Below are 17074 nucleotides of genomic sequence, written 5' to 3'. Positions count from 1 at the left end.
ACCCAAAGTCCGGTCCACGTGGGGGTCTTCTTTTGTGCCTTCCCGGCCGTCCCCTAAACGCTACATGAGTGACGTATGCACCTGATGTGTCCTATGTCATATTCAGCTCTCAGTCTGTACTGTTTGTAACGGCTGGTCACAGCATTACAAAATCTGTAATGTCGTGTGCCGTTCCCAGCTGCTCCAGACCGGCAACGTGGCCGGCCGTTCCTCGTGAAAGGTGTAGTCGCTCGTGAAATCAACTGGAAAAGGCCCCATTCGGGGCGGGGGTCTCCGGAAAGCGACGGCATTGGCCGTGGGCTTGCCGCTGCTCCTTTCTTCGATAGCGATGAGCCCCGCTACCGCGGCGCCCGCTGAAGCAAATACGGCAGTGGCACTAAAGAAGGTCAACGCCGGCGACTACCCCGCTGGCCGCTACATTGTGGTCCTTGCCGAGAAACCGGCGGCCACCTACGACGGCGGGTCTCCCGGACTCGCAGCGACGAAGCCCCAGAACGGCCGCAAGCTTGACGCCGACCGGCCTGAAGTCCAGCAGTACCAGGCGCATCTTGAGGGCAGGCAGAACGCTGTGGCCGGGTCCGAAAGCGTCCAGATCAAGCGCCGGTACACGGCCGCCATCAATGGGTTCTCGGCCGATCTGACTGCCGACCAGGCCGTCAAGCTCGCCAAGGACACGGCCGTCCTGGTGGTGGCGCCGGACACGGAAAACGCGCCGGATTACTCCAGCACGGACTTCCTCGGTCTCAGCGGTGAAGACGGCATCTGGAAGACCGCCTTCGGAGGGCAGGAGAATGCCGGCAAAGGCGTTGTAGTGGGCGTTATCGACTCCGGCTACACGCCCTCCAATCCGTTCTTCGCCGGGGAAGATGTGCAGCCCCTCAGCGGCCAGGCCCAGGTGGGTGCCCCGTACCGCACCGCGGACGGCAACATGGCCATGCTCAAGTCCGACGGCGACACGTTCGTGGGTGAATGCCAGAAGGGGCAGGGAACCGGGGCTGCGTTTGACGGCAGCGCCTGCAACTCCAAAGTCCTGAGTGCCCGCTACTTCGCTGACGACTATATGAAGTATGTGGCGCCGGAGAACCGTGCGCCCGAAGAACTGATTTCGCCTGTGGATGTGGGAAGCCACGGTACGCACACTTCCAGCACGGCCGCGGGCAACGCGAACGTCCGGGCCAACCTTGGTGCAACCGATATGGGCATCACCAGCGGCGTGGCGCCGGCGGCAAAGATCTCCGTCTACAAGGTCTGCTGGGAGGACGATAACCCGGCCACGGGCGGGTGCTATAGCTCCGCGTCCGTAGCCGCGATCAATCAGGCAATCCTGGACGGTGTGGATGTGCTGAACTACTCCATCTCCGGCAGCACCTCAACCACCACGGACCCGGTTTCCCTTGCGTTCCTCTCCGCGGCCTCGGCCGGAATCTTTGTTGCCGTGTCGGCCGGAAACTCGGGGCCTACGGCAAGCACGGTGAACCACGGCGCGCCGTGGCTGACCACAGTGGCCGCGAGCTCCTTCTCCACGGAGTTGCAGGGAACCGTCGAATTTGAGGACGGCAGCAAGTACCGCGGCGCCAGTCTTATGGCCGCTCCCGTTCCTGCGAGCAACGTAGTGCTGGCGGGTAGTGCCGCAGCCGCGGGTGCAGCAAACCCGGAACTGTGCGCCCCCAATGCGCTGGATCCCGGCAAGGTGGCAGGGAAGATCGTTGTCTGCGACCGCGGAGTGGTGGACCGTGTCGCCAAGAGCGCCGAGGTGCAGCGTGCCGGCGGCATCGGCATGATCCTGGTCAACGTTGCCACGTCCTCCGAGGACCTTGACCGCCACGCAGTCCCCACAGTGCACGTGAACCCGCCGGCAACGCAGCAGATCAAGGACAAGGTCATCGCCAACCCCGGCATCAAGGCCTCCCTGGTGAACACGGACACCACCGGTCTTCCAGCCGCGCCCCAGCCGCAGATCGCCGGCTTCTCCTCCCGGGGCCCGCTGCTTGCCACCGGCTCAGACCTGCTCAAGCCTGACGTGGCGGCGCCGGGCGTTGCAGTGCTGGCAGGGGTGTCGCCCATCGGTTCCGGCGGCGACCAATTCGGCATGATGTCCGGAACCTCGATGGCTGCGCCGCATGTCGCCGGATTCGGCGCCTTGATTCTGGCCAAGAACCCCACATGGTCTCCAGCCACCATCAAGTCAGCCATGATGACCACGGCAGCTGATATCAAGAACGAAGACGGCAGCCGGAACGGTAACGTGTTCGCCACCGGTGCGGGCCAGGTAGACATTGCACGGGTCCTCGATCCCGGTCTGGTCTACGACAATTCGGAGGATGACTACCTCAAGTTCATCCAGGGAACTGGCCTGGACCTGGGCATCCCGGATCTCGGAACAACTGCGCCGCGGGACATGAATGTTGCTTCGTTTGCGTTGGGGGCCCTCACCGGGAAGACGGAGGTCACCCGGACTGTCACCGCGCTGACCCCGGGCATTTACCGGGCCAAGGCCAGCGTTCCCGGCATTAAGGTGACGGTCACGCCGTCGATCCTTAATTTCAACGCTGCCGGCGAGAAGCGCACGTTCAAGGTCAAGTTCGAGAACACCGGCGCTGCTTTGGGGCAGTTTGCCATGGGCAACCTCGTCTGGCAGGGCGCCGGCAAGAACGTGGCATCGCCGGTGGCCGTCCGCCCGCAGTCGGTGGTGGCGCCGGCGAACCTGGCCTTCACTTCCGAAGGAGGCCAGGGACAGGGCGACATTCCGGTGGTTTCCGGCACGAACGTGCCCGTGAAGATCACCTTGGACGGACTGTCCAAGGCTGACTCCTCGGCCATCGAACTGGTTCCCGGACCGCTGGCCCTGGAAACGGACGCGTCCAACTTCGCCAAGGAGGTCACTGTTCCGGCAGGATCGCCGTTGGCAAAGTTCTCCGTCTTTTCATCGGACGAGACCGCAGACTTCGACATGGTGGTCTTCAACCCGGCGGGACAGGCGCTGCTTGCCCAGACGGCCTCTGCCAGTGAATCGCTTTCGGTGCCGAACCCGGCGCCGGGCGTATACACGATTTTTGTGAACCTCTACGCAAGCCCCAATGGGCAGCCCACCAAGGCGTCCGTGGATGCCGCGGTGCTGGGAGCCAACGTGGGAAATGCAACGGTGACCCCCAACCCGCTGCGGCTCGGGAACGGCCAGTCGGGGATTCTGAAGCTCCAGTGGAAGGATCTCGCCGAGGGCTCCTATATCGGCCGGGTGACGTTCGCCGGTTCGAGCGTGCCCACCTTCGTCTCCGTGATTGTCACACCAGGCAGTGCTGTGGCGGTCCCCGATGATGAAACGGCCGATGACCCTGCCACGGACAAGAAGGACAAGGTCAAAAAGGAAAAGAAGAAGCAGGAGGTCCCGGAGTTCTCCGGAAACCGCAACATGGATCTCTAGTTCCTTAGAAACAGCACGGTAACGCCGCCGGACCACTTGGGTCCGGCGGCGTTCCCGTCGATTGGGGGGGCTGCCGCCGAAAGTCAGGTTTCGCCGCGGGAACCCGTTGTCCCGCCGAGCAGGGGAGCCATGGCGCGCCAGCGGGAGATTTCACAGCCATCAGTTCGCCGGAAAGTCACGCTGACGGGACGGCCGTTGATGGAACCGGTCACAACGGCCACCTGCGGCCCGCCGTATTGCTGCGTGCAGAGTTTCGGGGGGCCCGGTCTGGGAAAGAAGATGTCCTCGCCGAAGCGTTCTATCGCTGACAGCGCTCCTGCGGGATCAGGCAACGTGCAACCGTCAGCGGGCCGGCCATCGCGGACTATCAGCCGGAATTCGTACTCGGGGCCGTCGGGGTCTTCCGTGACCCTAATGGTCAGCTCCAGATCCTTCATACCGTCCCCGCAGTTCGAAGCGGTGCCAAGGCGTGCGCCAGGCGCCCGCGGAGCGCGGCAGCCTCACCCGCGAAGGCCCGCTGATGCTCAACATAGGCCGCTTTGCCTCCAGTGGTTTCGATCCGAATGGGCGGGTAACCCCACTCCGCAAGGTCGTAGGGGGAAGCCTGCATGTCCATGGCCCGGATCCGCCAGGACAGTTCGAAGCAATCCATGACCAGTTCGCTGGGAAGCGCGGGCAGCAGCTTGTACGCCCACTTGTAGAGGTCCATGTTGGCGTGCAGGCACCCCGGCTGTTCCATGTGCCGCTGGCTTTCGCGGCTGGGCGCCAGCTCGTTCAGCGCAATCGCGTCGGGAGTGTAGAAACGGAAAGCATCGAAGTGGGAGCACCGAATCCGGTTGTCCTCCACCACTTTGTCCGTGCCGGCAGACCCCAGCCTCAGCTGCAGGTATTCATGGCGCAGGTCGAATTTGTCCTGGCGGTAGACCATGGCCCATTCGTGCAGCCCGAAGCAGCCGAACTGCGCGGGCCGGGCAGCGGTGCCGCGGAGAATGATGTCGGCGAATGCCACCGCGTCGTGCCGGTCAGCCAAGAATTTGGCGCAGTCAAAAGTCACGGCCGTGGTTCCTGGCGGCAGCCCCAGGGAGGCGAGTTCGCCGTCGTCGAGCGTTATGTAGTGCTTCCAGCCGGTGCGGGCGGACGCCGCTTCGCCGGTGAGTACGACGCCGGCTCCCGGGTGCCAGCGAAGCAGCTGGCCAGGCTTCTGGGTGTAGTAGGTGAAAAGAAAGTCCTCCACCGGGTGCTTCCGACCTGCCGAGCGGCGGGCAAGGTAGGGGTCAGAGTAGCGGCGGACGCGTTGGGCGTGCGCTTCTTCGCGGGCACGCCAGGCATCGGCCGTCAGCAGGCTAAGCTGCTCCACCGCTGGCACCCAGGACGTCCTGGGCTGCGTCCCAGGCACCGATTTCACAGCCGTTGGTGCGCGCGAACGCGGCGTCCACGGGAGTGTCGTCAACGATCCCGGTGACCGTGGCGGTCTGCGGGCCGCCGTATTGTTCGGTGCAGGCCACGTCTTTGCTCTTGGGAGCCGGGCTGAGGAGCGCAGCGTTTTTCTTGAGGGCAGCGCACGCGGCCTCAGCCTTGGGGTGCTTGCTCTCAGCTGTGGGGAGGCCGTCGCGGCAGACCAGCGTGTAGTTCACCGCGGGTTCGGTGGGAGAGGGCCTGACCATAATGGCAAGTTCGGCGTTGCCGGCGCCGGGGCCTGCCGTCGGGGCCGGGGGTGCGGAAGGGGACGGTGCAGGGACAGTGGTCTCGGTGTCCGGAGCAGGGGAGTCCGAGGTGCCCTGGCTGGCGGAGGAGCTGGCTGTGGGGCTGGGGGATGAAGTCCCGGTCCCGTCAGGCGTGCCCGTACACGCGGCGAGCAAGGCAACGGCGAGGACCGCTAGCAATGGCCGTACTGTTCGCAAACGCATGGACCCTCCTAGGTTGCTGCCATTTTACGCCTTGGCGGGTTTATTCCCCGACGGGTTGACCGTCGGTTCCGGCGGTGGCGGCGATGAGCCCCATCATGGATTTATGCAGCTCGCCTACCTGGTCACGGGTCAGCCCCAGGCGTTCCATCATGGTGCCCGGGACGGCAATGGCCTGCTGACGCAGCGCGGCGCCGGCGGGGGTCAGGCCCACGGCAAGGCTGCGTTCGTTTCCGTCCACCCGCTGGCGGGTGACAAAGCCGGCCTCTTCCAGCCGCCGAAGAAGCGGTGAGATGGTGGCCGGGGCCTGCGCCAGGGCTTCACTGATGCTGCGCAGGGTGCGGGGTGCTGATTCCCAGAGGCACAGCATCACGAGATATTGCGGGTGGGTGAGTCCGAGCTTTTCGAGGACGGGCTTGTAGGCGCCCACTACGCTTCTGGATGCCACGGTGAGGGCAAAACAGAGCTGTTGCTCCAAGAGGAGGTCATCGTCCTGCTGCCGCGCAGCGCCGGCCCGTCCCGTCATTACTTTCCTCCAATAGTTAGTGCACTAATTGTTAGCGTACACTGGAGCGGTAATTGGTTCTATCGAAGGGGTTTCTTCCATGGGCACAGGCAAGTCAGCTGACAAGGGCAACGCATCCCAGCGGTTCATGCGGGCAACCGGCAAGCTCAGGGCAATTTTCGGCCCGGCCAACCGCAGTTCCCTGGTGCATGACATGACCGAAGAGAACCAGGCACTCCTGGCTCAGCGCGAGCGGGAAACCCAGCAATGGGAAACGGTCACCCGCCCGGACGGCAGCACGTATGTTGTGCCCAGGAACCCGGACGACCAGTCCCTTCGCTGAGCGTCTCCTCAGAATGTACCCCTTAGACGTCCCCCTCGGAACGTCGCAGGCGCTGAACTTGGCCGGGCCCTTTTTGGGGCTCCGGGCGTAAAATAAGGGCACTGACTCCAAAAGGGGGCAGTGGTTCTTCCGCCCGGAACGCGGGAGGGGGTGTAAACAATGGGACATGCGCTCACCGGTTTTATGAACGCGACTGACAGGCTCCGTTTTGTCTTCGGTCCGGCCACGCGTCTGGACACGGATGCGCCCGTGGTGCATAAGCACGACGAGTTTGAACTGGCCTCCGATGAGGATCTTTCACACTTCGTAGTGGAAACCGATTCTGACGGACACCACTACGGCGTCCGCCGCGAAGATCTCGAAAAGCAGGGCTGAGGCGCCCGCTTACCCCCAAAAAAGAAATGTTCTGGTGGCCGGTAGAACCGGCCCCAGAACATCCTTTTTAACGTTCCTCCAGGTTGCTGGCTAGCGCCCGGTGCCGCCGTAGACGGTTGCCTCGTCCTCGCTGTCCAGGTCGAAGGCCTTGTGGATTGCACGGACGGCGTCATCGAGGAGATCAGCGTGTGTCACCACGGAGATCCGGATTTCCGAGGTGGAGATCATGTTGATGTTGATCCCGGCGTCGGACAGGGCCTTGAAGAACGTTGCGGAGACGCCCGGGTGTGACCGCATGCCGGCCCCGATCAGGGACAGTTTGCCGATCTGTTCGTTGTATTCGATGTTCTCGAAGCCGATGTCCGGCTGCGCGGCCTTGAGCGCTTCCAGGGCCTCCGCGCCTTCGACGATGGGGAGCGTGAAGGAAATGTCCGTCCGGCCCGTGCCGTGCGTGGAAACGTTCTGCACGATCATGTCGATGTTCGAGTGGGCGTCGGCAATGACCTGGAAGATCGCAGCCGCCTTGCCGGGGATGTCCGGTACACCCACCACAGTGACCTTGGCTTCGGAACGGTCGTGTGCAACGCCGGAGATGATTGGCTGCTCCAAGGCAACTCCCTCTTGAGTGGTGATCTTGTCTTCGGCACTGGGGATGACCCAGGTGCCTTCGTTCTGGCTGAATGAGGAACGGACATGCAACGGCACGCCGAACCGGCGCGCGTATTCAACGCACCGCAGGTGCAGGATCTTTGCGCCGGACGCCGCGAGTTCCAGCATTTCCTCGCTTGAGATGGTGTCGATTTTCTGGGCCGACGGCACCACCCGGGGGTCTGCGGTGTAGATGCCGTCAACGTCTGTGTAGATCTCGCACACGTCGGCGTCGAGTGCGGCCGCAAGGGCGACGGCGGTGGTGTCCGAGCCGCCGCGGCCCAGGGTGGTGATCTCGTTGGTGCTGCGGCTCATCCCCTGGAAGCCGGCGACGATCGCGATGTGCCCTTTGTCCAGGGCCGTGCGGATGCGGTGCGGATCGACGTCGATAATGCGCGCCTTGCCGTGGATGCCGTCGGTGATCATTCCGGCCTGGGAGCCGGTGAAGGACTGTGCTGAGGCGCCGAATTTGTTGATGGCCATTGCCAGCAGGGCCATGGAGATGCGCTCACCGGCGGAGAGGAGCATGTCCATCTCCCGGGCAGGGGCGGAATCGGTCACCTGGGCGGCGAGGTCCAGCAGTTCGTCGGTAGTGTCGCCCATGGCCGAAACGACCACCACAACTTCGTTGCCGGCCCGCTGCGCGTCGACCACACGCTTGGCGACGCGCTTAACGCCCTCGGCATCCGACACGGAGGAGCCGCCGAACTTCTGCACGATCAGTTGTTTGGTCACAGCAGCGCTTACGGGCAGCTCCTGTGGCTGCGTTGCTGTGTGCACTTCGGAAGTGGGCGTACTCATGCGCGTACCTTCACTGGATCAATCGGAGTTCTGGAGGTCAGGCACGGCCTTGCGGCTGGACGGCGTGACGTGTCAGCCCAGTTTATCGCCGCTGCGGCCTGGCGTGGAATTGTGTCCAAATCTCAGCCTTCCGGCGGATACTGCGCCCGTCGGCTCAGGCGTAGGCTCAGATAGTCAGTATGCATGGACGGCTTGGGGGACAGGTGCTCGGGAAATGACAGAAAATTGGGAAAAAATAGGCATTCCGGCGCAGCCGGAAAGCCCTCGCCAGGACGGCATCAGCGCCACCGCGGTGAGCCGCAGCTTCGGGCAGGTGCACGCCGTCGAGCACATGGATTTCCATGCTCCGGCGGGAAAAGTCACTGCCCTGATCGGCCCCAACGGGGCCGGTAAAACAACGCTGTTGCTCATGCTGGCTTCGCTGTTGGCGCCGGATTCCGGCACTGTCACGGTGGAGGGGCTCGATCCGCAGCACCACCGTGCGGAGGTGCGCAGGAGGATTGGCTGGATGCCGGACACCCTGGGCGTGTGGGAGTCCCTGACTGCCCGTGAGATTCTCACCCAGATAGCCCGTTTCTACCAGCTGCCCAAGGCCGGAATCCCGCAGCGCGTCACCGGGATGCTGGACCGGGTCCGCCTGAGTGACCTGGCGGACCAGCCGGCCCGTGTCCTGTCCCGGGGGCAGCAGCAGCGCCTTAGCCTGGCCCGCGCCCTGATCCACGATCCATCGGTGCTGTTGCTCGACGAACCGGCGTCCGGCCTGGACCCGGGATCGCGGGTGGAGCTGCGCGTTATGCTGCGGCAGCTTGCAGCGGAGGGGAAGTCCATCGTGGTCTCCTCCCACGTGCTCAGCGAACTGGACGAAATTGCCGACGCCGCCGTGTTCGTCAACCGCGGGCGGACCGTCCGGCACCAGACCACGGACGAGGCCGCCGCCTCCGGTAGGCGCTACGCGATCTCGGCCACCGACGGTGCCGCGCTCGCCGCCAAACTCACCGAAATGGGCCTGGCGTTCCGGGCTGAGGACGGCCGCCGGCCGGCCGTCAGCCTGGTGTTGCTGAACGACGACGACGCCGCCCGCCTCCTGCGCGACCTGGTGCTGGCCGGCGTCGGGGTCAGCTCCTTTGCCCCCGCCTCGGGTGCGCTGGAAGAGACTTACATGAACCTTGAGGGGGAGCGGCGATGAGCCAGCTGACAGATACAAAGCAGCGTCCGCCGGCCTCCGGCTTTGGTGCCGGCTACCTTGCCGGTATCCGTGAGGTGGTGGTCCTGGAACTCAAGCAGCGGCTCCGGTCCCGCGGCTGGTACATCATGCTGGCGATCTGGTTCATCCTCACGGGGCTGGTGACCTGGCTGACGTGGGCCAGCTGGAATGCCCAGCGCGAAGCCCAGCGCGCTTATTCCAACTTCATGCCGGCCGACGCGGGGCCGGGGTCCATGATCTTCGAAGTGGTCCTGGCCTTTGTCCTCCTCTTTGCGTTGCTGGTGGCGCCTGCGCTCTCTGCCAATGCCGTCAACGGCGACCGCGCCGGCGGCACCCTGGCCATCCTTCAGGTGACCCTGCTGCGGCCCGGCCAGATCCTGTGGGGCAAGTTCTTCGCCGCGTGGGCCGCCGCCCTGGCATTCCTGGTTGCCAGCACGCCATTCCTGGTGATCGGAGTCGCCCTCGGCGGGATGACACCCGGCCATGTCCTCGTGGCCCTGCTGATGCTGGCCGTTGAAGTCGGCGTGGTGTGTGCCATCGGCGTCGGAATTTCCGCGCTGGCGGGGCGCCCGCTGTTCTCGATTGTGGTCACGTACCTTGCCGTGGCCGGGCTGGTTTTCGGTTCCCTCATTGCCTTCGGCCTGGGCACCGGGCTCTCGCAGGGCACCATCATGGCCAACCAGGCGCAGTACCGCAACTACGAACAGTTGCAGCCGGTACCCGACGAAACGGCGCCGCAGGAACCGGAGTACACCTGCTCCGGACCGCTGCGTGCACAACAGGCAGTGCATACAGAAAGGGTGGCGTGGATGCTGGCCATGAACCCCTATGTGGTGGTGGCAGATGCCATACCCTACACGGTCCGCGTCAACAACGGCTTCGGAATGTCATCACCGGTGGGGGCCATCGAATCCATCAGCCAGGGTGCGCGCTATGCCATGGCCGGTCCGGAGGGCACGTACCCCTGCGCCAACGGCGAGGCCAAGCCGCGCTACCTGGCGCAGTCCACTCCGTTGTGGCCACTGGGGCTCGGCCTCCAGCTGCTGCTTGCTGGCCTGCTGATGTGGTTGGGTTGGCGCTCGCTGCGGACGCCGGCACACAGGCTGGCGCGCGGAACCCGCATCGCCTAGAGCCGGCGTGCCGCCACGGGACAGTCCTCGCACTGGACAGCCGGGGCACTGCACGTGCACTGGACAGGCCCGCTTCAGCGGATCACGATTGGACTAGCCAGCCGAAACGGCCGGTGACTGTCAGAGTTGGGCCTGTCCATAGGGATGGAGGCGGCACGTGGCTGGTAAGAACGCGGCTGCTAAGAACGTGGCGGATGGGGACCGTGGCTGACAGGAAGGATCCGGCTGCAGACGAACCTCTGTACGAACCTATTGGCGCCGGAAAAATCCAGGACGACGATGAAATCGACGCCGGGGACACCCCTTCCCCGGGTGGCGGCCAGGTTCGGTTGCTCGTCATCAGTGCGCTGGTAACGGCGCTGCTGACTGTCCGCTCTGTCCGCTTCTGGTGGGAGAGTGCCGCCATTCTCGGTGCCTGCTGGGGCACCGGCACGCTGTTGGTGATCGCCTTGGTCACGGGCGGAGACCTGCCGCCGGAATCCCACGCCTGGGTGTACATGCTCACGGCCGCAATGCTGGTGCTGGTGAGCTGTGTGCTCGCTGTCCTGTGGGGGGCCGTGCGGCGCGGCGCTGCGCCGGATCCCGCCGAAGCCGGTGTGGACGGCCCGCTGCTGGACTGGGTGCGTTGCGGTGCCAAAGGATTGATCTTCGCCAGCGTGGCTGTCGTTTTCCTGTTGCTGCTCTCGTTCTGGTCTGAGTCCTCGCCAGCAGTTGCCGGGGTGTCCTTTGTCCTGATGATCCTTGAAGTCATGGTTTTTGGCGGCATTGGCGCGGGTGCTGCCCGGTGGTTCGAAGGCCAGGGAGGAAGGGTTCTGGCCTGGAGCGTCGCAGCTTTGCTTCTGGTCGGAAACGTTGTGGCGGTGATAGCGCTGCTGCCCAGCGTGAGGGCGTATGAGCCGGTGTTGGTGGCCATCAACATTCAACGGGACGAGTTCGGCAGGGTTATCTCCTATCGGTGTTCGCCGGAGTTCCGTGGAATCGCCGAGGTTTACCACACCGAGCGGATCTTCTGGATGGCGACGAGCAACCCGATGGTGATCCTTGCTCTGATTGCCGGTGAGGCCGAGCCCAAGGAGAACGCCTTGGATTGGCTCCCCGGGGAGCTGCAGAACGCGGCGGAAGGTACCCAGGTTCCGTGTGTGGAGGGGCAGGAACGGGAGAAGACAGGCGCTGAGATGCCGCTGGCACTGATTGGGATTGGCACGCAGTCCGGGGCTGCAGGCATTCTGTTGGCCGGCGGCCACCGGGCTGCCCGACGACGGCTCAACCCTGCCGCCTGAACCCTGCCTCCTGAACCCTGGCAGGACGAGGTCGGGCCGCTCAGCCCTGCCTCCTGAACCCTCGCAAGGCGACGTCGGGGCACCCGTCTGCATGGCCCCGTCAGGTGAGGTCAGGTCAGCTCAGATCAGGGCGTTGCGGCGGCCTTCGAAAGCACGGCCGAGTGTGACCTCGTCGGCGTACTCAAGATCGCCGCCAACAGGCAGGCCGGAGGCGAGTCTGGTTACCACGATGCCGATTGTCTTCAGCATCCTGGCCAGGTACGTGGCCGTTGCTTCGCCTTCGAGGTTGGGGTCGGTGGCGAGAATGACTTCCTGGATGGCGCCGTCGTTCAGCCGTGTCAGGAGTTCCCGGATCCGCAGTTGCTCGGGCCCTACGCCGGCAATGGGGTTGATGGCTCCGCCCAGAACGTGATAGCGGCCGCGGAAGGACCGGGTGCGCTCCACGGCGAGGACGTCCTTGGACTCTTCCACCACACAAATGACCGACGGGTCCCGTCGGGGATCGCGGCAGATGTTGCACAATTCCTGCTCGGTGACGTTGCCGCATACCGTGCAGAACTTCACGCGTTCCTTCACCATGGTGATGGCTTCCACGAGTCGCTTCATGTCCTGGGGGTCTGCTTCTAGGATGTGGAAGGCAAGCCGCTGGGCGGATTTGGGACCGACACCGGGAAGCCGTCCGAGCTCGTCAATCAGCTCCTGGACTGCACCTTCGTACACGTTTTCCTCTTTTGGTTTGGCTTGGATGGTGATTGGAGCTGCGGGAGCACGTGCTCCATGTGCCTAGAACTTCGAAACGAGAGGGCTTCCGTCCGGGGATCGTTCCTCGATCAGCTTTCCGCCCAGAATACGCTCGACGGCGGCGCGTCCAAAGACGCCGGATTCCTCGATGGTTTCATCGTCCGCGCTCGGAATGTCCTGGACATAAGTGGCGGTGGCAGCCCTGGCCGGAGCCTTGGCACGCCCGGCTTCGGCCTCGGGGCTGTTGGACAGGCGCTGGTAAAGACTCTGCCTGGCGGCAGCAGCGGACTCGGATGTTGCCGGTGCCGGCTGCAGGGGTGCGGCAGTCGGAGCAGTCGATGCCATGGCGTACTCGCGGATCTCAGCCCGTTCGGGAACCACTGCTTCCCCCGCCGGGACTATCAGGGCCGCCGGGGCTTCGCCGGTTGGCGCCGCTCGATGGGGCGCCGCGGTTTCCGGCGCGGGGCCTTGTGATGCAGCTGGTTGTGGTGCGACTGGTTCTAGTGCGACTGGTTCTAGTGCGGCGACGTCGGAGGTTGCGGCAGCAGCCGCGGGCGGCAAGCCCCAGCTGGCGTCGGCATCAGACTGACTAACGACAGGTGACGCCTGAGGGACCTGGGCAGTGGCGGGCTCGTATCTGGGCGCGGGAGCGGCGCTCGCGGCTTCCTCAGGGACGGACGTGCTCGGGCTTTTGCCAACATTGGGCTCGGTGCCAACAACCCATACGCCCGGCGCCTGCTCGACGGCCCGGCCCCACGGATCCAGTGCCGTATCGGGCTGTGACGGAGGAGCGGCCGATGCAGCAGCAGAGGATCTGGCCGCTGGGGAGGTTTTTGCTGCCGCAGCCTTCGGAGCACTTCGCGCGGAGCGCTTGGCGGGTGCGGCCGCTGAAGGCTCAGGTTCTGAAGGCGAAAGTCGTGGCGCAGCCGGAGCCGAAGGATCCCAGTCCATAGGGGGTTCCTCGTCCAGCGGCGGAGCATCTTCGTCCCGAGGAGGGCCCCAGTCGTCATCAGAGTAGGCGTACGAACCGGCAGTGGCCTCCGGCTCAGCTGGTCCGGACTGACCCTGGGCGTCTGGTACCTGGGCGGACTCAGTGGCTGCCGGTGCGCTGACGGCGCCGGTGTAGTGGACAGTTTCTGCAGGAGCTGCTGCGCCTGCAGAAGGTGCAGCAGTGGCAGGGGGCACGGACGGCGCAGCAGTAGCAGGAGGCACAGCCGGTTCAGGAGCACGCGTCGCGGGGGAGGGGGAAGGTGCGGGCGCGGTGGCATGGGTGACAGGGGTGGAAACGGCGCTGGCAGGGGCAAGGCCCCACGCGACATCAGCTGAACTGGCCGGAGCTTCCGGGCTAGCGGGTGCTTTTGGGTTTGGCTCAGCGCTCGCTGCACTGTTGGCGCCACCGGCGACTGCAGTGATCTGGCAGTCGATGCCCACGGTTTTGTGGATCGCCTGCCGCAGGTTCTCGGCGTGGTCAGCCCGGCCAAAGGCGCCGGCCAATCCGGTGGTGCTGAACGACAGGGTCAGGACCTGGCCGTCAAAGGCACCTACCTGGGAGTTCGGCTCAACCAGGGCCCAGGTGCTGCGTTTGATCTTGGAGAGCGTCTGCAGAACTTCCGGCCAGGCACGGCGCAGGACTTCGACATCCCCGGTGCCTGCAGCAACGGTGCCTGCCGCACCTGTGCTTGCGGCGCCAGTTCCTGTGGCTCCGGTCGGCGCAGGAGTGGCAGGGGCATAACCAGCCGAAGCGGGTGCGGCCGGGGCGGGCGCGGCGGTGGCAGGAGCCGTGACAGCGTCTGTGTTTGCCGGCGGGGCGGCCGGGGGAACTGCGCGGGCGGCGTCTGGCATGGTCTCCCGGGTGGGCTGGACGGTTGCCTGTGGCTTTGATGCGGGCCGCCGGCCTGTGGACTCGTCAACCGGCCAGTCGTTGGTACTGACCCTGGGCGGCGTCAGCGGCGGCCTGGCCTCTTCGGCGCCGGCGGCCTGCGGCCGGGCGGACTCGGGACCGGCAGCGGCGGGCGCTGAAGGCTGCTGCGCAGCAACCGGCGCCGCAGCAATTTGCGGTGCCGCGGCCGGAACCGAAGCAACCGGAAGCGCCGCAGCTGGCGCCTCGGAAGCGGGCGGCGCAGAAACTGGTGGGACGGCAACTGGTACTGCAACTGGTGCGGCAGAAACTGGTGCGGCAGAAACTGGTGGGACGGCAACTGGTGCCGCAGCAGGTGCAGCCGCAACCTGCACTGCCGCTGTCGGCACTGCGGCAACCGCAGCGCCCGCCGGAGCGGGAGCGCCGACGTCGTTCCCGGCATAATTCAGGCGGCGCTCCACGCGGTCGATCCGGGCAGCGATGCCGCGTTCGGTCTGTTCTGAACTGGGGAGCAGGATGCGGGCGCAGAGAAGCTCGAGGTGCAGGCGGGGAGAAGTGGCGCCCGTCATCTCGGTCAGCGCCGTGTTGGTGACATCAGCCGCGCGAGAGAGTTCGGAAGCCCCGAGGTTGTGCGCCTGGTTCTGGAGCCGTGCGATCTGGTCCGCCGGCATGCCGCGGAGGATGACCTGGGCGCTTTCTGGCATGGCCTGGACGATGATGAGGTCGCGGAAGCGTTCCAGCAGATCCTCGACGAAGCGGCGGGGATCGTGGCCGGTCTGCACCACGCGGTCCACAGCCCGGAAAACGGTGGCGGCATCTGAGGCGGCCACAGCTTCCACCACGTCATCAAGCAGCGATGAGTGCGTGTAGCCGAGGAGGGCTACGGCCAGTTCGTAATCGAGGCCGTTGGGTCCGGCGCCGGCCATCAGTTGGTCCAGCACGGACAGGGAATCGCGGACGGAGCCGCCGCCGGCCCGGACCACCAGGGAAAGCACACCGGGTGCCACGGGAACGTTTTCCTGGTTGCAGAGCAGCTCCAGGTACGCCATCAGCGGCTCCGGCGGGACAAGCCGGAAAGGGTAGTGGTGTGTGCGGGAGCGGATGGTGCCGATGACCTTGTCCGGCTCCGTGGTGGCGAAGATGAACTTGATGTGCTCCGGCGGCTCTTCAACGATCTTCAGCAGGGCGTTGAACCCTGCCGAGGTGACCATGTGGGCCTCATCGATGATGAAGATCTTGTAGCGGTCACGGACCGGAGCGTATGTTGCGCGTTCGCGGAGGTCGCGGGCGTCGTCCACGCCGCCGTGGCTGGCGGCGTCGATCTCGATGACGTCCAGGGAGCCTGAGCCGCCGCGGGCCAGTTCAATGCAGCTGGGGCACGCACCGCAGGGGGTGTCCGTGGGGCCTTGGGCGCAGTTGAGGCAGCGGGCCAGGATGCGGGCGGAGGTGGTCTTTCCGCAACCGCGTGGGCCGGAGAAGAGGTAGGCGTGATTGACGCGGTTTTTCCGCAGCGCCGTCATCAGCGGCTCTGTGACGTGTTCCTGCCCGATAACGTCAGCGAAAGAGTCCGGGCGGTATCTGCGGTAAAGGGCGGTGGTAGTAACAGTCACGAGAAAACCCTACCAATCCGGGCTGACAGTCTGCCGCCCTGTGGGGGAATAGTAAAGACCCCCCATGCACCCGCCAGAGCCCGTTTACCCTTGCTACCTTCCGGTCCTGGGGGAGTTCAACAGGATGACGCCACATGAGGGGCCGCAGACAAGTTTACCCGAAGATTCAGGAAGGTCTGGACGGCCCGGGCAGCGGCCGGTCCGGGCCGGTCCCCGATCAGTTGCCGTAGTGATACCGGCAGGCGGCAATCAGAACTTCGATGCCGGAGCCAGCTTCGGCGTACCGATAGACGAGACGGTGCTCATCGGTAATGCGGCGCGACCAATAGCCGTGAAAACCGGGCTTGAGCGGTTCAGGTTTACCGATACCTTCGTTGCCGTTCCGGGCGATGACTTGAATCAACGCGTTGATTCGCTCGATGGTCCTGCGGTCCTGGGCCTGCCACCACAGATAGTCCTCCCATGCACTTTCGTCCCACGAGAGCTTCATGCAAGAAGATCGCGTTCGGTCCCGTGCCCGGATTCGAGGCGCTCGATGGATTCCAGAATGCGCCGCGCATTGGCTGGGCTGCGGAGCAGATAGGACGTCTCGCGAAGGGATTCGTAATCGGCCCGCGAGACGATGACCACGTCTTCCTTGCCGGGGCGCGTGATGATCACTGCTTCGCGGTCGTCCGTGACGGCGTCGAGAGTTTCCTTGTAGTGGGCGCGCGACTGGGAGTAGGTAAGTGTTTTCACGGACAGGCCTCCTAATAAGTACAACTTATTGTACTCCTGGCCGATCCGTATGAGGCTTGGCGGCCTCGCCAATGGCCGCGAAAGCCGGCGCAAAGGCCCGGATAAACAGCTAGTTATGGTTTCGAACATGAGGTCGTCCAGGATGCTGAAGCTGGTCTTCTTCGCCGGCGGCGTCGCTGCATCACGGGAGGGTGTTGCAGCTTTGGGCGTTGGGGCGGCGATGTATGCCGGTACTTGAGGAGCTTGTGAGGGTGCGGTGGCGTACGTGATACCCGTGCTCTGCGGGGCGCTGCACCCGGACAGAAGAAACGCCGCTGCAAATGCGACGGTCAGGCTTCGCCTCAAGTGTTCCCCCAAGTTGACTCTGTAGGCGACCTTATCTGGACCTATGTCGGCCCGCTAGATCTCGCGTTGACTCATAGAAAACCTCCGCGTAGCCGGATACGTTGCCTCATTTGATTACCTCCGCGTAGCGGCGTGGTTTCCGGATGGGGCAGCTGTTGGGGGCTATGCCCG

Annotated in this window: 15 protein-coding genes and 1 other RNA gene; 6 read left to right on the top strand and 10 right to left on the bottom strand. The window is 64.8% G+C overall.

Annotated features, from left to right (window positions below; translation table 11 throughout):
• The first annotated feature begins 256 nt into the window (after nucleotides 1-256).
• Complete coding sequence (locus AC50YA_RS21235) at nucleotides 257-3421, top strand: S8 family serine peptidase (RefSeq protein ID WP_494984181.1); 3165 nt, start codon at nucleotides 257-259, stop codon at nucleotides 3419-3421.
• Nucleotides 3422-3504: 83 nt separating this feature from the next.
• Here AC50YA_RS21235 and AC50YA_RS21230 read toward each other — a convergent pair whose 3' ends face one another.
• The 4 genes from AC50YA_RS21230 to AC50YA_RS21215 are packed head-to-tail and all read right to left on the bottom strand — an operon-like array spanning nucleotide 3505 to nucleotide 5851.
• Nucleotides 3505-3858: a serine protease inhibitor gene (locus AC50YA_RS21230; protein ID WP_494984164.1), complete on the bottom strand. Its 354-nt coding sequence runs from the start codon at nucleotides 3856-3858 to the stop codon at nucleotides 3505-3507.
• A complete protein-coding gene (locus AC50YA_RS21225) occupies nucleotides 3855-4787 on the bottom strand; it encodes a 3-methyladenine DNA glycosylase (RefSeq protein ID WP_494984163.1) in 933 nt (310 codons plus the stop codon). The genes AC50YA_RS21230 and AC50YA_RS21225 overlap by 4 nt, the downstream gene beginning before the upstream one ends.
• Nucleotides 4765-5328, bottom strand: a complete 564-nt coding sequence (locus AC50YA_RS21220) for an SSI family serine proteinase inhibitor (RefSeq protein WP_494984162.1) — start codon at nucleotides 5326-5328, stop codon at nucleotides 4765-4767. The genes AC50YA_RS21225 and AC50YA_RS21220 overlap by 23 nt, the downstream gene beginning before the upstream one ends.
• Before the next feature lie 40 nt (nucleotides 5329-5368).
• Nucleotides 5369-5851, bottom strand: a complete 483-nt coding sequence (locus AC50YA_RS21215) for a MarR family winged helix-turn-helix transcriptional regulator (RefSeq protein WP_494984161.1) — start codon at nucleotides 5849-5851, stop codon at nucleotides 5369-5371.
• A 79-nt stretch (nucleotides 5852-5930) separates the two neighbouring features.
• Here AC50YA_RS21215 and AC50YA_RS21210 point away from each other — a divergent pair, with 79 nt between their 5' ends.
• Together AC50YA_RS21210 and AC50YA_RS21205 are read left to right on the top strand one after the other, a co-directional pair.
• Entirely contained in the window at nucleotides 5931-6173 is a 243-nt protein-coding gene (locus AC50YA_RS21210; protein ID WP_494984160.1) for a hypothetical protein, read from the top strand.
• A gap of 159 nt (nucleotides 6174-6332) precedes the next feature.
• Nucleotides 6333-6548, top strand: coding sequence for a hypothetical protein (locus AC50YA_RS21205; RefSeq protein ID WP_494984159.1), 216 nt, complete (start codon nucleotides 6333-6335; stop codon nucleotides 6546-6548).
• A gap of 90 nt (nucleotides 6549-6638) precedes the next feature.
• Here AC50YA_RS21205 and AC50YA_RS21200 read toward each other — a convergent pair whose 3' ends face one another.
• Nucleotides 6639-7997 carry an aspartate kinase gene (locus AC50YA_RS21200; protein WP_494984158.1) on the bottom strand — a complete coding sequence of 453 codons (1359 nt, stop codon included), beginning with the start codon at nucleotides 7995-7997 and terminating at the stop codon, nucleotides 6639-6641.
• A 214-nt stretch (nucleotides 7998-8211) separates the two neighbouring features.
• On the opposite strand from AC50YA_RS21200, the gene AC50YA_RS21195 reads away from it, so the two are divergent.
• The 3 genes from AC50YA_RS21195 to AC50YA_RS21185 all read left to right on the top strand — a co-directional run bounded on the left by AC50YA_RS21195 (nucleotide 8212) and on the right by AC50YA_RS21185 (nucleotide 11611).
• The gene (locus AC50YA_RS21195; protein ID WP_494984157.1) at nucleotides 8212-9183 is read left to right on the top strand and encodes an ABC transporter ATP-binding protein; all 972 of its coding nucleotides are present in this window, start codon (nucleotides 8212-8214) and stop codon (nucleotides 9181-9183) included.
• Nucleotides 9180-10331, top strand: coding sequence for an ABC transporter permease (locus tag AC50YA_RS21190; protein WP_494984156.1), 1152 nt, complete (start codon nucleotides 9180-9182; stop codon nucleotides 10329-10331). The genes AC50YA_RS21195 and AC50YA_RS21190 overlap by 4 nt, the downstream gene beginning before the upstream one ends.
• Before the next feature lie 203 nt (nucleotides 10332-10534).
• Complete coding sequence (locus AC50YA_RS21185; RefSeq protein WP_494984155.1) at nucleotides 10535-11611, top strand: hypothetical protein; 1077 nt, start codon at nucleotides 10535-10537, stop codon at nucleotides 11609-11611.
• A 120-nt stretch (nucleotides 11612-11731) separates the two neighbouring features.
• On the opposite strand, the gene recR is transcribed toward AC50YA_RS21185, so the two are convergent.
• From recR to AC50YA_RS21160, 5 genes are all read right to left on the bottom strand, one after another.
• Complete coding sequence (gene recR, locus AC50YA_RS21180) at nucleotides 11732-12331, bottom strand: recombination mediator RecR (protein WP_494984154.1); 600 nt, start codon at nucleotides 12329-12331, stop codon at nucleotides 11732-11734.
• Nucleotides 12332-12394: 63 nt separating this feature from the next.
• Entirely contained in the window at nucleotides 12395-15820 is a 3426-nt protein-coding gene (locus AC50YA_RS21175) for a DNA polymerase III subunit gamma and tau (protein WP_494984153.1), read from the bottom strand.
• Nucleotides 15821-15870: 50 nt separating this feature from the next.
• Nucleotides 15871-15967, bottom strand: an RNA gene (gene ffs / locus AC50YA_RS21170) — signal recognition particle sRNA small type.
• Nucleotides 15968-16037: 70 nt separating this feature from the next.
• On the bottom strand, nucleotides 16038-16310 hold the full coding sequence (locus AC50YA_RS21165; protein WP_494984152.1) for a Txe/YoeB family addiction module toxin: 273 nt from the start codon (nucleotides 16308-16310) through the stop codon (nucleotides 16038-16040).
• The gene (locus AC50YA_RS21160) at nucleotides 16307-16558 is read right to left on the bottom strand and encodes a type II toxin-antitoxin system Phd/YefM family antitoxin (RefSeq protein WP_494984151.1); all 252 of its coding nucleotides are present in this window, start codon (nucleotides 16556-16558) and stop codon (nucleotides 16307-16309) included. The genes AC50YA_RS21165 and AC50YA_RS21160 overlap by 4 nt, the downstream gene beginning before the upstream one ends.
• Nucleotides 16559-17074: the final 516 nt, after the last annotated feature.

The sequence above is a fragment of the Pseudarthrobacter sp. RHLT3-21 genome, assembly GCF_059383495.1.
Note: the sequence above shows the minus strand (reverse complement) of the source record. Positions and strands in the feature narration are given on the sequence as shown.

Bases quoted from the DNA above. Each gene is read 5' to 3' on its own strand.
- AC50YA_RS21215 (WP_494984161.1), bottom strand. From the start codon at position 5,851: ATGACGGGACGGGCCGGCGCTGCGCGGCAGCAGGACGATGACCTCCTC.
- AC50YA_RS21230 (WP_494984164.1), bottom strand. From the start codon at position 3,858: ATGAAGGATCTGGAGCTGACCATTAGGGTCACGGAAGACCCCGACGGC.
- AC50YA_RS21195 (WP_494984157.1), top strand. From the start codon at position 8,212: ATGACAGAAAATTGGGAAAAAATAGGCATTCCGGCGCAGCCGGAAAGC.
- AC50YA_RS21205 (WP_494984159.1), top strand. From the start codon at position 6,333: ATGGGACATGCGCTCACCGGTTTTATGAACGCGACTGACAGGCTCCGT.
- AC50YA_RS21190 (WP_494984156.1), top strand. From the start codon at position 9,180: ATGAGCCAGCTGACAGATACAAAGCAGCGTCCGCCGGCCTCCGGCTTT.
- AC50YA_RS21200 (WP_494984158.1), bottom strand. From the start codon at position 7,997: ATGAGTACGCCCACTTCCGAAGTGCACACAGCAACGCAGCCACAGGAG.
- AC50YA_RS21165 (WP_494984152.1), bottom strand. From the start codon at position 16,310: ATGAAGCTCTCGTGGGACGAAAGTGCATGGGAGGACTATCTGTGGTGG.
- AC50YA_RS21220 (WP_494984162.1), bottom strand. From the start codon at position 5,328: ATGCGTTTGCGAACAGTACGGCCATTGCTAGCGGTCCTCGCCGTTGCC.
- AC50YA_RS21210 (WP_494984160.1), top strand. From the start codon at position 5,931: ATGGGCACAGGCAAGTCAGCTGACAAGGGCAACGCATCCCAGCGGTTC.